Source organism: Chryseobacterium gwangjuense (assembly GCF_021311115.1).
GTDB lineage: Bacteria > Bacteroidota > Bacteroidia > Flavobacteriales > Weeksellaceae > Chryseobacterium > Chryseobacterium gwangjuense.
Genome location: NZ_JAJTNP010000002.1, coordinates 544,842 through 559,517, shown reverse-complemented (window position 1 = coordinate 559,517; position 14,676 = coordinate 544,842). Strand labels below are relative to the sequence as shown.

Below are 14,676 nucleotides of genomic sequence, written 5' to 3'. Positions count from 1 at the left end.
CGGCTCCTAAAAATTTATACTTAAAATTGGTATAAAAATCTTTATTTTTTTATTTTCGCTCAAATTTTAATTATGAAAAAACTATTCTTTATCATGCTTTTAAGCATTTTTCCATTAATTTCTTTTGCCCAAAATTCCGATTCATTGAAATTAGGGAAGTCTAATCGAGAATTCTTTATTAAAGGGGACCAAAAATTCAAATTTTCTGAATATAAAAAAGTTTTCACAAATCCTGAAGCTTTAAGCTACATGAAGAAATCGAATACAACCGGAACTGTTGCACAGGTTTTTGCAGGAATTGGTGGTGCTTTTGTAGGATACGGGCTAGTAAAAGAGATTACACGAAATAAAACAGTTTATAGTAACGGAGTTGCCATCAAGAAAAAAGAATCCGGAGGTTGGGGATTAATTGGGATTGGCTTAGGAGCTGTAGGAATTGGGATTCCTTTTGCAATAAGTTCTGGTAAAAACTTAAAAAAAGCAATGGAAACACAAAACCAAAATCCTGGAACAAACGAAACAAAAGCGACTTCTTACAGACTGGAAATCAGCGGAAGCAGCATCGGTTTAGCTTATAATTTCTAAAAAAATATTCAAAAGCAGTTTTTTAACTGCTTTTTTTATTGAATCTCATGGAATTGGGATTCAAATTGCTATTTTTGCACTTCAGACGAAAAAAATTATGGCAAAGCAAGAAGATGTTTTCAAGAAAGTGATTTCTCACGCTAAAGAATATGGTTTTATTTTCCCTTCGAGTGAGATCTATGATGGTTTATCCGCTGTTTATGATTATGGACAAAACGGTGCCGAACTAAAAAATAATATCAAACAATATTGGTGGAAAGCGATGGTACAGCTTAACGAAAATATTGTCGGCATTGATTCAGCGATTTTGATGCACCCAACAACATGGAAAGCATCGGGCCACGTAGACGCTTTCAACGATCCATTGATTGATAATAAAGATTCTAAAAAACGTTTCAGAGCAGACGTTTTGGTGGAAGATTACTGCTTAAAAATAGAAGATAAAGAAAATAAAGAAATCGAAAAGGCTGCGAAGAGATTCGGTGAGTCTTTCGATAAAGCTCAATTTGAAGCTACGAATCCAAAAATTTTGGAATACAGAGCAAAAAGAGAAGCTATTCTTTCAAGACTGGCTAAATCTTTAGAAAATGAAGATCTTGCTGATGTAAAAGCTCTAATTGAAGAATTGGAAATTGCTGACCCTGACACCGGTTCTAAAAACTGGACGGAAGTAAGACAATTCAACCTGATGTTCGGAACAAAATTAGGTGCTTCTGCAGATTCTGCGATGGATCTTTATTTAAGACCGGAAACCGCTCAAGGTATTTTCGTAAATTACCTGAATGTTCAGAAAACTTCACGTCACAGACTTCCTTTTGGTATTGCTCAGATTGGAAAGGCATTCAGAAATGAGATTGTTGCGAGACAGTTTATTTTCAGAATGCGTGAATTCGAACAAATGGAGATGCAGTTTTTCGTTGCTCCGGGAACAGAACTAGAATTCTACGAACAGTGGAAACAAAAACGTCTGAACTGGCATTTAGCTTTAGGTTTAGGTAATGACAATTACAGATTCCATGATCATGAGAAATTGGCTCACTATGCAAATGCAGCAGCTGATATTGAGTTTAATTTCCCATTCGGTTTCAAAGAATTAGAAGGTATTCACTCAAGAACGGATTTCGACTTAAAAGCACACGAAAAGTTCTCAGGCAGAAAGCTTCAGTTCTTCGATCCTGAAAGAAATGAAAACTATGTACCTTATGTAGTAGAAACTTCGGTAGGTTTAGACAGATTGTTCCTTTCTATCTTCTCTCACTGTCTGAAGGATGAAGTATTGGAAGACGGTTCAGAGAGAACAGTTTTATCTTTACCTCCTGCTTTAGCACCAATTAAAGCGGCTATTCTTCCATTGATGAAGAAAGATGGTTTAGCAGAATACGCTGAGAAAATCTTCAATGACTTGAAATACGATTTCAATTTATTCTACGAAGAAAAAGACGCGATCGGAAAACGTTACAGAAGACAGGATGCGATCGGTACTCCATACTGTATCACTGTAGATCACGATTCTTTAACAGATCACACGGTGACCATCAGAGACAGAGACACCATGCAACAGGAAAGAGTTCCGGTTTCTGAGCTGAGAAGAATCATCGATGAGAAAACAAATTTCAGAAATTTACTTTCAAAAATATAAGTGTAAAGCCTTGAGAAATCAGGGCTTTATTTTTTTATCAACATATATCCTAATTTGTTATTTTTGGTTGACAAATTTAAACCATGAAAAAAATAACAGGACTAATGTTTGTATTGTTTCAAACATTCTCATATTCTCAAACACAGGATTTAGCCGCTTTAGCATCAGGACAAAATGTAGGAATGAATGCTCTTTTTGATACCAAAGACAATTTGTACGGCTATGTTTCTTTATATTCTTACGGAAAAACAGATAAAAAGACTCAGAAATTCGAATACGTCCTTTTAGATAAAAACCTCAACCCGGTTGCTAATAATGAATTTGAAGCCAACCTTTTAGTTTCTAATTATTATGGCTATGTAGATTTTAAAGGGCAGGTTATTCTTCGTCCTTCGGATTTCAATTATCTTCAAGCGTTTGCAAAAGATGCTGCAATGCCGGTATCTATGGTCATAGATCCTAAAGCCAATACGGTAAAACCAAAAGTGTATTATGATTATCTAGAAAACGGAACTTTCGTAGAAATTAATCAGCCTAAAAGCTTTAAAGAGGAAAGAAAAGAAAACCGTGCAGAGAAAAAAGACAAAGGCTATAACTATGTTTCTTCGGTAGGAGAAATTAAAGAAGGTGGTTATTTTGCAATAGAATACAATGATTATGGCAAATATGTCAACAAAAACAGCCTTATCAAATTCGACGAAAACAAAAAAGAAGTCTGGAGATATCGCTATAATACTGATGGCAGCAAAAAAGTATTCTCAGATCTTACTTTACTTGAAAAAGACGAAAATCGTATTTACGGAATTTTAAGAAAGGTAAATGACGATGACAAAACTTTTTCTCTTTTGGTGATCGACATGAAAACAGGAAAAGAGCTTTCCAACCAACCTATTACAGGACTTACTCCGGAAACGATTTATAATATTGATGCTTTATATTCCAGTGGAACAAAACTGGATAATGATAAAACGTTCGACGACAAAGTGGTCTTAATGGGTAGAAATTTCGATAAAGGCGATAAAGGTTTTGCAAGATTCATTTTGGATAAAAACAATTATAATGTTGATCTTAAAACTTTAAATTATAAGCCGGATCTTTCCAACCATATTCCCAAATTGAGTGCAGATGGCGGTGTAGAAAACGGTTATTTCCTTCAAACCAAAGATGTCTATTTTATGAGTGACGGCAGTGTAGGAATTCTTTCTGAAAAATTTAAACCGGCCGGACAATACAATGCACCGAAAACAACTGATTTAGTTTACATAAATGCCGACAAAAACTTTAAAGTAAAAGATGTTCAGATTTTTGAAAAAGAAAAGTCTAAATGGGTAAACAGCGATTATCTGTTTTCACAATATTTAAATGACGGAAAAGATGTTGTGTTCTTCTTCCGAGATTACAAAAAAGATCAGGTAACTAAAGAGAAAAAATGGAACCTTTTCATTAACACTGTTATTGATGGGAAATTCAAACAGGAGATTATTCCTATTTCTGAAAAAGATAATTTTGTTGTAACGCCTTACGTAGCAAAAGAAGGCTATATTCTACTTAGAGAATACAATGAAAAAGAAAAGTTCAATAAAGTCCGTCTTGAGAGGCTAAATTATTAATGATAAAAAAGAATCCTGACCTTCGGTCAGGATTCTTTCATTTGATAGTAATCTGCAATATTTTTAATCTCATCCAGACTCAGATTCCACATAAAGTTGAGAAACTGCTGGTAACTTTCACTTTGGTTTTTAGGATCTACCCTATCCAGATAGCGGTTAAGATTATAATTTTTTCTTGCTTCATAGATTTTTACAAAACATTTCCCCAACCAATCTTTATAATATTTTTCTTCTTCACCATCTTGTAAAAACTGCAAGCTTGTATAAATTCCTACTCCATAATCTTCGGAATGAAATAAATTAGGCAGCGTTTCCATTCTTGCCGTCTTTTCCAAAGCAGCATAAGATTCTGAAGATTTTTCCGCCTCTATATCATTTTTCAATTCAGGGAAAATTTTTCTAAGTTTTTCAATTCTCAATACAATCTCAGGATGTGAAGCCAATGAATCTTTATTCAGTTTTTCTTTAAAATTATTGTAGTTATACAGAGAGAAATCTTCTTTTTTAAGCCATTTGTCTTTGAACTCCTGCTTCGGAAGATTAAAATACTTTTTATATGTTTCTACCTTTAATTCTCTTGGGGAAATTGTATCAAAATCCTGAAGCCTTTTCAACGTATTGATAAATTCTGTTTTCTTAAAATCACTGTTTTTGAAAATTGCATATCCCAAAGAATCCGCCTGCATCTCATCCTTTCTTCTCTCCGCTCCTTTTCTATAAATCCTGCTTTTCATTACATTAAAAGCCCGTTCGTTACGGTTTTCTTTTGTTGATTTAATATCCTGAAGCGTAATTTTATCAAGCTGATTCTGATCAATCATCTGCAAAAAAGTTTTCAGTGAATGTTCAGATATTTTGTGACCCAACTCATGAGAAATCACCGCTCCAAGCTGATCATCATTATCGAGCCAGTTAAAAAGCCCCATATTGATTACAAAAACTCCGTCTGCAAAGCAATAAGCATTCGGTGTATTATCTTTCGCAATAAGAATCGTCAAATCCTGTGGAATCTGAGGATTGTTTTTCCTTAAACGGGCAATCAGACTTTTTGCTTTTCCTTCAAACACGGAATTAAAGGCAAAGTCTTTATTTTTCACCTGTTTTTCAAAATCTTTTTCAAGCTCTTTATAAATTTTTGACAGTTCATTTCCTCTTTTCCCTGAATAGGTATTTTTACTTTTCGTGATCAGATTTTCATTATTGGCAGCAAAGCTTTTAAGAAATTCTTTTCTCTTGAGATAATCTGCTGTATCAATAGGCTTATAAGCCTGTCCGAAACAAAATATAAAGCCATAAAGAAATAAAAAAGAAACAATTTTTTTCATCATATTTTCATCAAATAATCACAAAAATAAATCATTTCGTTTCATGTTTTTAAAATTATTTTAAATTTGTTACAGATCAATCGATATGATACTTTTTATTTATTTCATTACCGCTATTGTTGCTGTTGTAGTCGCAATATACCTTTTAGGATATGCCTATATTTTCAATGGTATTTCTAAAACCTATCTGCGTGGAAAATCCAGTGCCAATATTGACGACGGCAAATTATTTTCCAGTAACCTCATCACTACAAAAAACCCAAAACGTTGGGAAGAAGCTCCTGAATACAACAAAACAAAACTACCTAAAAATATAGTTGATGATTTAATGCATTCCAATACCGCTTCTTTTATTGTAGTAAAAAACGGCAAATTAGTTCATGAACAATATTGGAATGGCTATAATCAATCCTCCAAAACGAATTCTTTTTCCATGGCTAAAGCAGTTACGGTAATGCTTCTGGGAAAAGCTTTGCAAGAAGGCAAAATAAAAAGTCTTGATGATCTGTTTTCAGATTATTTTGAAGAATTTAAGAATAAAGAATTCGGAGCTCAACTGACGCTAAAAAATTTAGCTCAGATGGAAGCAGGCTTGGATTGGAATGAAGATTATAAAAACCCTTTTTTACCCAACGCAAAAGCATACTACGGAAAAAGCCTTATTGATGCTACTTTTTCAAGAAAATTTAAAGAAAATCCGGGTGAAAAATTTGAATACCAAAGCGGTTCCACACAACTTTTAGGTTTTGCGGTGAGAAAAGCCGTCAATCAATCATTAGCAAGCTATTTATCCGAAAAATTCTGGATTCCTTTGGGAATGGAACAAAATGCAGATTGGAGCACGGATGAAAGTGGAATGGAGAAAACCTATTGCTGTATTCATTCTAATGCAAGAGATTTTGCAAAGCTGGGACAATTATTTTTAGATAACGGAAAAGTAAACGATCAACAGATCTTAAATCTTGATTTTATTAATCAAATGAAAACTCCGACAAAAAACTCTGAAGATATCTACGGAATGGGATTCTGGATCAATAATGATAACCCTATAAAACATTATTATTTCTTAGGACTTCAAGGACAATATATTATCATGATTCCTGAACATAATATGGTTATCGTAAGAACAGGAAGCTACAACAATCTCCCAAAAACAGACAGAGGAAGACCTGACCAAGTGAAGTTTCTTGTGAATGAAACTGTACAATTATTTCAATAAACACTATGGAAAATTACAATATAAAAGTGGATGAGTATATTGAAAAATCTCAGGATTTTGCAAAACCAATTTTACAACACATTCGGGAAATCGTTCATGAAATATGTCCGGACACGGAAGAAGCCATCAAATGGAAGTTTCCCACTTTTATGTATAAAGGGAAAATCCTTTGTTCTATGGTTTCGTTTAAACATTATTGCAGTTTGGGATTTTGGCTTCATGATGAAATGAAAACGCTCAAAAACATCGAAACCGATGTTGAAAAAACCAATATGTTCAGCTTAGGAAAAATTACAAAAGTTGAAGATCTTCCTTCAAAACCATTGCTCAAAAAAATGATTCTTGAAGCGATGGAACTTACCGATATGGGAGTCACTATGAAAAAGGCTGCTCCTTCAAAAACGGAAACCGAAGTTCCTGATTATTTTCAGAATGCTCTCAAACAAAATAAAGAAGCTTTGGAAGTGTTTACCAAAGGTTCACCATCATTCCGGAAAGAATATATCAACTGGCTTACAGAAGCCAAAACAGAAGCCACTCGAAACAAACGAATGGAACAAGCTATAGAATGGATTTCTGAAGGTAAAGCTAGAAACTGGAAATATATGAGTAAAAAATAATTGGTGAAAAAGTTGAGAAAATCATATCTCGAAACACGAATCCCGCATCTCTCTAACTAAACATTTAGTGGAATCTAAAATTCGCTTCAGGAAGAGTATTATTTTTTAAAAACGCTTCATATTCGGGAGATAATTTTGCCCTTCCGAATGTGTTTTGTCCGCTCATACTCCCGAGACGAACTTTATCTTTCCCGAATTTTCTGTTCATGGCATCCATTGCTTTCATGGCAGGCAAATGTTGGTTTTGAGTATCCTCTTCAAAAAGGCTGATTTGTCTTTGATCTTCGGGAACAAAATCATTCACAAAAACACCTGCTCGTTTGTAATGGAAGCCTTCTTTGTAAATGGCTTCAAACAATTCATTCACCACTCTTCCTATCAAAATTGAAGAGTTGGTCGGATTAGGAAGGATCTGAGTCATTGCTTTTCTGTATTCGGGCAAGTCTTTTCTGAAACGATTGGTCTGTACAAAAACCGTCACCATTTTACAACAGGTATTTTGCTTTCTCAAACGTTCTGAGCAATACATTCCAAAAGTTTCTACACGCTCGCGAACCTCTTCTTTCTTCGTCAGCATTTCCATAAAACTTCTGGTCACTGCAATTGATTTTTTAGGAGAAGGAGCATCGAGTTCCAATTGACGGATTCCTTTTAATTCATTAACCATTCTTACACCTTGAATTCCCATAATTTTGCGAACCCACATTTCCGGTTTCTGTAATAAATCCCAGGCTTTGAAAACTCTGTTATCCTGCATTTTTACAGCCAATCGTCTTCCTATTCCCCAAACATCACCAATATTAAGCCATTTTAAAGCTTTTTCTATTTTTTCAGGCGTATCTAAAATATATACCCCGTCAAACTTATCCGGAAATTCTTTTACAATTCTATTGGCTACTTTACAAAGTGTTTTTGTAGGAGCAATTCCTATACTTACGGGAATATTCTCCAATTCTTTAATTTCATCTTTAATCTTAATACAATAATCATGAATATTAATGTATTTAAAACTTTTAAAATCTAAAAACAGCTCATCGATAGAATATACTTCAAAATCAGCTTTGTCAACATATGCCGTGGAGATTTCAATTACACGCTGACTTTTGAAATTATACAACTCAAATTTTGCAGAGAAACATTGTACATCATGCTTTTTGAAGAGCTCTTTATATTTGAAAGCAGGAGCCGCCATCGGAATTCCCAACTCTTTTGCTTCTTTGCTTCTGGATACAACACATCCGTCGTTGTTGGAAAGTACCACAACGGGTTTATTCTCGAGCTCCGGATCAAGGGTTCTCTCACATGAAACGAAAAAATTGTTGCAATCTACTAAAGCATACATGATTCAAAAATCAAAGATTTCAATACACAAAATTATGCTTTTTTAAACAGAATATGATCATTATTTACAATTTTAAAAATAAATTAAATAACTGATTTACAAAACATTAATTTATTTTAAATGCGTCAAGTTTTGTCGTACCTCAGTCTTAATTTTGTTTTCCAAAAACGCTAAAAAATTGATACTATGGACAAAGTAACGATACAGAGAATAAAAAAACTTCACCCTTTGGTAAGGGATGAAGTGAAACAGATTATTAAGGAATGTGATGAAGCATTAACCGGAAGAGCCAAAGTAAGAATAACACAAGGTTTAAGAAGTTTCGAAGAACAGGAAAAACTATATGCTATCGGAAGAATTACTTCCGGAAAAAAAGTAACCAATGCCAAAGCCGGACAAAGCATCCACAATTACGGACTTGCCGTTGATATTTGTATGATGATTGACGGAAAAACCGCAAGTTGGGACACTGTAAAAGACTGGGATAATGATCAGGTAGCCGATTGGTATGAGTGTGTTAAAATTTTTGCCAGACATGGCTGGGATTGGGGCGGAAACTGGAAGACTTTTAAAGACCTCCCTCATTTTGAAAAGAAGAATATCCCGACAAAGAAAGGTTTGGTGAAAACGAGTTGGAGAAGACTTTTGAAAATGGCTCGTGATAAAGAAAATTATGTGATTTTTTAATTCTCTTTTATTTGAAAATTATTTTTAATACGACATGTTCTGTCGCCTTGCTAAGCTACTTTTACTGTATAGAAAAGCACTAAAAGCAAGTATTATAATAAGCTGAAACCAATAGTCATTTTTCGGAAAACTATTGGTTTTACTTATCTAAAATTGCAAAGTATTTCTTAAAAAAGTAAAAAAATCATATGAAAAAGACAACCCTACTTTCTTTGGATGGAGGCGGAATCAGAGGAATTATTACCTGTATCATTCTGCGCTACATAGAAGAGCAGCTTCAGTTTTATGATCAGCCGAACGCAAGACTTGGCGATTATTTCGATCTTGTTGCGGGAAGCAGTACAGGAGGGCTGATTGCGTCTATTATTCTCTGTCCCGATGAACACCGAAAAGCAAAATATTCGATCCAAAAAGGATTAGAATTGTATGCTGAAAAAGGAGGAGATATATTTCAGGTCTCTTTTTGGGAACGTTTGGTGAATCCTTTCGGATTACTGAATGAAAAGATCTCTCAGGAAGCTCTTGAAAAAAATTTGAATGACTTTTTTGGAAATTTAGAATTAAAAGAATTAATAAAACCATGTTTAATAACCAGCTATGATATTGAAAACAGAAGAGCAAAATTATTCAACTCCTGGAATGCACATTTAAATACCGATAACTTTTACGTAAAAGATGTTTGCAGAGCTACTTCTGCGGCGCCAACTTACTTCACGCCGGTTCAGATTAAATCGATGTACGGACAGATCTTCAGCCTAATTGATGGCGGAATGTTTGCCAATAATCCTGCACTTTGTGCTTATGCAGAAGCGAGAAAAATTCCTTTTGCAGAAGTGTTGAAGAATCATCAGAAAGCGAATCATCCAAGTGTAAATGATATGATTATTGTTTCAATCGGAACCGGAATTGAAGCAAGACCTTATTCTTTTAAAAAACTGGAAAAAGCAGGAAAAATAGGCTGGGTAAATCCAATTATTGACATTTTAATGTCGGCCAATGCAGAAACCGTAGATTATCAGCTTTGTCAGATGTTTCAGACCTTAGGATTGAGGAATCAGAAAAATTATTACCGACTAAATCCTTCGTTGAAAAACGCCTCTCCTGCAATGGATAATGTAAGACGTTCTAATATTGAAAACCTGATACAGGCCGGACTAAGCTATATTGACGACAACAGAGAAAATCTAAATCAAATTGTTCAGAAATTAATTAAAAACAAAATATAAGTCTTTAACCTTATAATTGCAAAATATAAGCTATTTTGATTATATTAAAATTCAGTCTGTTTTCGTTATTTGTTTCTATTTTATTTTTCATTCTGATTAGGAAACACTTAAAAACAAAATGGCTATTTGGTTCTAAAATATTTTAATCACGTCAAGTTTTGTCGCTCCCCGCTCCTACCTTTGGAGTATAAATAAAACACAAAAAAACAATCCTTAAAAACTAAACAATAACTTTTTGAATTCAACATTCCAAAATGCTGAACAGCCCAAATTCTGTTCAAATCGTAACCAACACATCAAATCACAAAGCATGGAAACACCAAAACACAATCCAAATATAACCTTCGATGAAGATCTCTATACTATTGAATGGAGTGACATCGAAAATACCGAGATAGACTACGACAATTATCTCAACGACATTGAAAATTTCTTCCGGGAAGATTTTGAGAAAGATATTCTAGAGGAAGACATTTATTAACATAGTTTTTACGCATAGTTCTGAGACTTTCCACTATTGCTTTTTAAGCATCAGTAAAACACAAATCCATTCAATACTATCTCAAAAACCTTTGAATTCACCATTCACAAAATGCTGGACAGCCAGAACTATGTCTAAAAACCAGTACCAAATACACAGTACAATGAAACAAAAAATTTAACCCAAAGGTGGAATACTTTGCTTGAAACCACATAAAAAACAGGCAAAACAGAAGCAACTCTAATGAAAAGAAGCTTCAATATTTAACTTTTAAAACCAAAAAATTACAAAATGGCAGAAAATGAAACACCTGCAACGCCAATTGCAGAAAACACACCAACACAAACGCTTTTCAGATTTGTAAGTTTGAGAAGTCCTCAACTATCTGATGATAAAGATCAGGACAAGAGGTTTATTTTAATTCCTGATGTTTTAAAAACCGACAATCATTTTTATATTCCTGTCACCACAGGAACCGGAACAAAAAAAAGTCTTTTAAAGGAGGCTGCTGAAAGTTATACAGTCAGTTCTCAATGCATCACTGATGTAAATTATTTAAAAAATGACTTTGGTGATCTTTATAATTTTGCAACATGGTTAGCTAGAAATAAAAGCACCTGTACTTATGCAGAATTTGTTGCCAAGAAAGAAGAAATATTCCCTCCTGTTTATGCGCTTCCCGAACTCATCCAACTATGGAATAACTTAATTTATCAGGTTGTCACTCAGAAAGACTTCTATATTAAAGAAGTTGTTATGCAAATGCTTTTAGCACTTCACATTTTATCTGTAATTCATGAAGAAGATTTTAAATTAGCGGTAACAGCAAGAGTTGTACTTCCAAAAGAATTGATGATGGATGAAAATCCTTCGTTATCTCAAATCGCATCAAGAATTGATGACAACGCTGCAAGAGAAAGCTTTCCAACTGAGGAAATGAAGCAACAGCAAGAAATTTCTACTGCTAAAACAAAACTTACCCGAATTGAAAGCTTAAAGAAAAATCTTTCTGGAATTGAAAAGCAATACCAGAGAGAATATCAGGCTGAATATAAAACTCAAAATGAAGCTCATCAGGTAATCATCGAACCACTTATCCAGGAATACAGTGAAGCTGTTGAAGCTGCAAGAACAGAATATTGTGGAGTAAGACCCCCAGGAACAGAATACAATCCGGAAGATCCTTGTCAACAGCCTAGAGTAATTCCATATCCCAAACTTCCTGCTTTTGAATTTAATTTCAGAGATGAGATAAGCGCACAACCCTTGGTCGATTCATTAAAACCTGAAAACCTTGAATCATTACTGGATGTTTTAGGTTATACATTTGAACAAACAGAAACACCTGTCGAACGTTCTTCGGAACAAGACATTGCTGATCTTGAAGCATCATTGGAAGGTAGAAATACATTTGCAGAAGTCACTTTGGCAATTAATGAAGCTGTAGAGAGGCTTAATAATACAATTCTCGAAAATACTCAGGGGAATGAAGAGGCTTATACGAGCATCGGTGGTGTAATTGTTCCTGTTTCCAGAACCATTTCAGTTCCTTTTACCTATCAGGTTTGTCCGAAGTTTATTTATAAGGCATATACTCAGGACTTAGCTTTAACCGTACCTGATTCATCATGGGATGTAAGCTACATTTCTTACAATTTGATTCCTAATAATTCACCAACAAGTATTGACAGTGATTATTTTGTGAAATCAAGAACAGGAAATACAATTTTCTTAAGTGATATGCATTATCCTGGAGTAGATTTTTACAGTATTCAGAATGCTACTTTGAGAGTGAAAATTGTTTTTTCAAACGGAAGAACTACGGAAATTTTGGTTCCGGGAATTCAAGCAAGAACATGTAGTTCAGGAGCATTTGAGCTTGAAGTTGAAGAAGGCGAACCACCGGTAATTGTGGATGAAGAAAATACTTTCATTCCTTCCGGATTCGGATTTAAAAATATTGGGATTGCGGATTATCTAAAAGTTGAGCAAAGTACTCATGCTTATGTAGAAGGTGAAGTAGCCCATATCGAAAACGTAATGGCCAGAGAATATCGCGAGAAGTCAACCAGAAGATTAAGAAGAAGTGAAAATACAACAACTTCATCTACTGATACAGAAAGAGAGCAGCTTACTGACACGACTACTGCCAATCGTTTTGAAATGCAAAGTGAGATTTCAAAAATGGCACAAGAGTCAAGAGACTTTAGTGTAGCCGCACATTTTGACGCTTCTTGGAAAACTCCCGGAGGAAATGCAAACTTTAATACAGGAATTGCTGCAAATTATGCTAACCACAGCTCAAAAGAAGAAAGCACCAGACAAGCAGTTACACAAGCCCAAGATGTTACTTCCAGAGCAATGGACAGAATTGTCACTAAAGTTCATGAAGAAAGAATTGAAAAAATCATTGATGAATTCGAAGAAACAAACTCTCACGGCCTAGACAATAGAAAAGGAGACAAACATGTAGTGGGCGTTTACAGGTGGGTTGATAAATTGATGAAAAATCAAATTTATAATTATGGCAAACGCATGATGTTTGAATTCATGATTCCAGAGCCAGCAAAACTTCATTTATTGGGAATGACTCTAGATTCAAATGCAACAGAACTGGTAAAGCCAGAAGATCCAAGGGCCAAAGGAGATATGCAAATAAGCAGTTATAACGATCTACTTAGTGAAATTAAACTAAAATATTGGGTTAGTAAATATAATGTTGAAATTGACAGCTTTCCAAGCGAGACCATTAAAGTATCAAAAGGAATTGCCTATGGTCGTGACAAAGTAGCTGATATTGGATCTGCATCTGCGACAACAAGTGCTATGGGACTCCAGGAAGTTGTAAAAATTCCTGAAGGATATGTTAGTACATACTACAATATTAGTGGTGGTGGAAAACAATATTTGGATCATGGTAATTCTTTGTTAAATCTTAACATTGGTGATAAACATATCTTTCAAAACCATACAGCTTCTACTTTTGTTAAATATGGAGCTTTAGAACCTTATAGCGGTGATCTTTCGATCAGTATTTCAACAGATAGGTTTTACTCTTTTGAGACCTCTCTATCTATTGATTGTCAATTAACTCCAGAGGCAAGAAAACAATGGCTGCAAAAAACGTTCAATGCTATTATTAATGCTTATGAAGAAGCTTTAATTGAATACAACAATGCAATAGGAGAAGAAAACAATAAAGCCGTAGTTATTAAAGATTCAAATCCTAATTTCTACAGACAGATTGAAAATACTGTTTTACGTAAAAACTGTATTTCATATATGGCAGATCGAGCAACCGATTCTACTCATGGCTATGGCTTATCAGGATTAACACAAGGAACTACCTTTACAGATTACGAAACTAAACTTTCTTCAAAACTAGATAAACACACTGCCTTTGTAAAGTTTATGGAACAGGCTTTTGAATGGGAAAATCTTTCTTATTACCTGTATCCTTATTATTGGGGGAATAAACAAAACTGGGTAGACCTTTATCAGTCGGAAAATACGGATCCTTTATTCAGAGCTTTCTTACAAAGTGGAATGGCAAGAGTGATCGTAACTGTTCGTCCGGGATTTGAAGATGTTGTACAATTCTATCTAGCCACCGGAAAAATTTGGAATGGCGGCGAAGTTCCTGTAATTGGTGATGATCTTTATTTATCCATTGTTGATGAAATGAAACAGCCAAAAGGAGAAAAACAAGGAAAGGCATGGTTGACAAGACTCCCTACAATATTGAATATCCTTCAGGCAGAAAGTATTGGGTTGAAAGTAGCTCATGCATTACCATTTACAACTGAAAATCCTGATGATTTTGAAGTTCCTTCTGAAGTAATTACTGAAGAAAAATTCAATTTTGAAAAAAATGAAAACCTCCTTGGTCTTCAACCCGGAGACGAAAATAAAATTATTACAGGAGACTGGGTTTAATTAAAA

At 34.4% G+C, this 14,676-nt stretch carries 11 protein-coding genes; 9 read left to right on the top strand and 2 right to left on the bottom strand.

What is annotated here, in order from left to right:
• Nucleotides 1-72: 72 nt before the first annotated feature.
• The 3 genes from LV842_RS06020 to LV842_RS06010 all read left to right on the top strand — a co-directional run bounded on the left by LV842_RS06020 (nucleotide 73) and on the right by LV842_RS06010 (nucleotide 3,834).
• Nucleotides 73-585 (top strand): hypothetical protein, encoded by a 513-nt coding sequence (locus tag LV842_RS06020; RefSeq protein WP_233110552.1) that lies wholly within the window; start codon nucleotides 73-75, stop codon nucleotides 583-585.
• A gap of 97 nt (nucleotides 586-682) precedes the next feature.
• Nucleotides 683-2,224 carry a glycine--tRNA ligase gene (locus tag LV842_RS06015; RefSeq protein ID WP_233110551.1) on the top strand — a complete coding sequence of 514 codons (1,542 nt, stop codon included), beginning with the start codon at nucleotides 683-685 and terminating at the stop codon, nucleotides 2,222-2,224.
• Nucleotides 2,225-2,307: 83 nt separating this feature from the next.
• The gene (locus LV842_RS06010) at nucleotides 2,308-3,834 is read left to right on the top strand and encodes a hypothetical protein (protein WP_233110550.1); all 1,527 of its coding nucleotides are present in this window, start codon (nucleotides 2,308-2,310) and stop codon (nucleotides 3,832-3,834) included.
• 26 nt (nucleotides 3,835-3,860) lie between these two features.
• On the opposite strand, the gene LV842_RS06005 is transcribed toward LV842_RS06010, so the two are convergent.
• Complete coding sequence (locus LV842_RS06005; RefSeq protein WP_233110549.1) at nucleotides 3,861-5,162, bottom strand: M48 family metalloprotease; 1,302 nt, start codon at nucleotides 5,160-5,162, stop codon at nucleotides 3,861-3,863.
• A gap of 82 nt (nucleotides 5,163-5,244) precedes the next feature.
• Here LV842_RS06005 and LV842_RS06000 point away from each other — a divergent pair, with 82 nt between their 5' ends.
• Both LV842_RS06000 and LV842_RS05995 read left to right on the top strand, forming a co-directional pair.
• Entirely contained in the window at nucleotides 5,245-6,378 is a 1,134-nt protein-coding gene (locus LV842_RS06000; RefSeq protein WP_233110548.1) for a serine hydrolase domain-containing protein, read from the top strand.
• A gap of 5 nt (nucleotides 6,379-6,383) precedes the next feature.
• A complete protein-coding gene (locus LV842_RS05995) occupies nucleotides 6,384-6,998 on the top strand; it encodes a YdeI/OmpD-associated family protein (protein ID WP_233110547.1) in 615 nt (204 codons plus the stop codon).
• Nucleotides 6,999-7,062: 64 nt separating this feature from the next.
• Here the strand turns inward: LV842_RS05995 and LV842_RS05990 are convergent, their stop codons facing one another.
• Nucleotides 7,063-8,340, bottom strand: a complete 1,278-nt coding sequence (locus tag LV842_RS05990; RefSeq protein WP_233110546.1) for a Y-family DNA polymerase — start codon at nucleotides 8,338-8,340, stop codon at nucleotides 7,063-7,065.
• A 186-nt stretch (nucleotides 8,341-8,526) separates the two neighbouring features.
• Between LV842_RS05990 and LV842_RS05985 the strand changes: the two genes are divergently transcribed.
• The 4 genes from LV842_RS05985 (at nucleotide 8,527) to LV842_RS05970 (ending at nucleotide 14,670) form a co-directional block, all read left to right on the top strand.
• Nucleotides 8,527-9,027 carry a M15 family metallopeptidase gene (locus LV842_RS05985; protein WP_233110545.1) on the top strand — a complete coding sequence of 167 codons (501 nt, stop codon included), beginning with the start codon at nucleotides 8,527-8,529 and terminating at the stop codon, nucleotides 9,025-9,027.
• A 188-nt stretch (nucleotides 9,028-9,215) separates the two neighbouring features.
• On the top strand, nucleotides 9,216-10,253 hold the full coding sequence (locus LV842_RS05980; protein ID WP_233110544.1) for a patatin-like phospholipase family protein: 1,038 nt from the start codon (nucleotides 9,216-9,218) through the stop codon (nucleotides 10,251-10,253).
• 310 nt (nucleotides 10,254-10,563) lie between these two features.
• A complete protein-coding gene (locus LV842_RS05975; protein ID WP_233110543.1) occupies nucleotides 10,564-10,734 on the top strand; it encodes a hypothetical protein in 171 nt (56 codons plus the stop codon).
• 291 nt (nucleotides 10,735-11,025) lie between these two features.
• On the top strand, nucleotides 11,026-14,670 hold the full coding sequence (locus LV842_RS05970) for a hypothetical protein (RefSeq protein WP_233110542.1): 3,645 nt from the start codon (nucleotides 11,026-11,028) through the stop codon (nucleotides 14,668-14,670).
• Nucleotides 14,671-14,676: the final 6 nt, after the last annotated feature.

Bases quoted from the DNA above. Each gene is read 5' to 3' on its own strand.
- LV842_RS05995 (WP_233110547.1), top strand. From the start codon at position 6,384: ATGGAAAATTACAATATAAAAGTGGATGAGTATATTGAAAAATCTCAG.
- LV842_RS05970 (WP_233110542.1), top strand. From the start codon at position 11,026: ATGGCAGAAAATGAAACACCTGCAACGCCAATTGCAGAAAACACACCA.
- LV842_RS06010 (WP_233110550.1), top strand. From the start codon at position 2,308: ATGAAAAAAATAACAGGACTAATGTTTGTATTGTTTCAAACATTCTCA.
- LV842_RS05975 (WP_233110543.1), top strand. From the start codon at position 10,564: ATGGAAACACCAAAACACAATCCAAATATAACCTTCGATGAAGATCTC.
- LV842_RS05990 (WP_233110546.1), bottom strand. From the start codon at position 8,340: ATGTATGCTTTAGTAGATTGCAACAATTTTTTCGTTTCATGTGAGAGA.
- LV842_RS05985 (WP_233110545.1), top strand. From the start codon at position 8,527: ATGGACAAAGTAACGATACAGAGAATAAAAAAACTTCACCCTTTGGTA.
- LV842_RS06015 (WP_233110551.1), top strand. From the start codon at position 683: ATGGCAAAGCAAGAAGATGTTTTCAAGAAAGTGATTTCTCACGCTAAA.
- LV842_RS06000 (WP_233110548.1), top strand. From the start codon at position 5,245: ATGATACTTTTTATTTATTTCATTACCGCTATTGTTGCTGTTGTAGTC.
- LV842_RS06005 (WP_233110549.1), bottom strand. From the start codon at position 5,162: ATGATGAAAAAAATTGTTTCTTTTTTATTTCTTTATGGCTTTATATTT.
- LV842_RS05980 (WP_233110544.1), top strand. From the start codon at position 9,216: ATGAAAAAGACAACCCTACTTTCTTTGGATGGAGGCGGAATCAGAGGA.
- LV842_RS06020 (WP_233110552.1), top strand. From the start codon at position 73: ATGAAAAAACTATTCTTTATCATGCTTTTAAGCATTTTTCCATTAATT.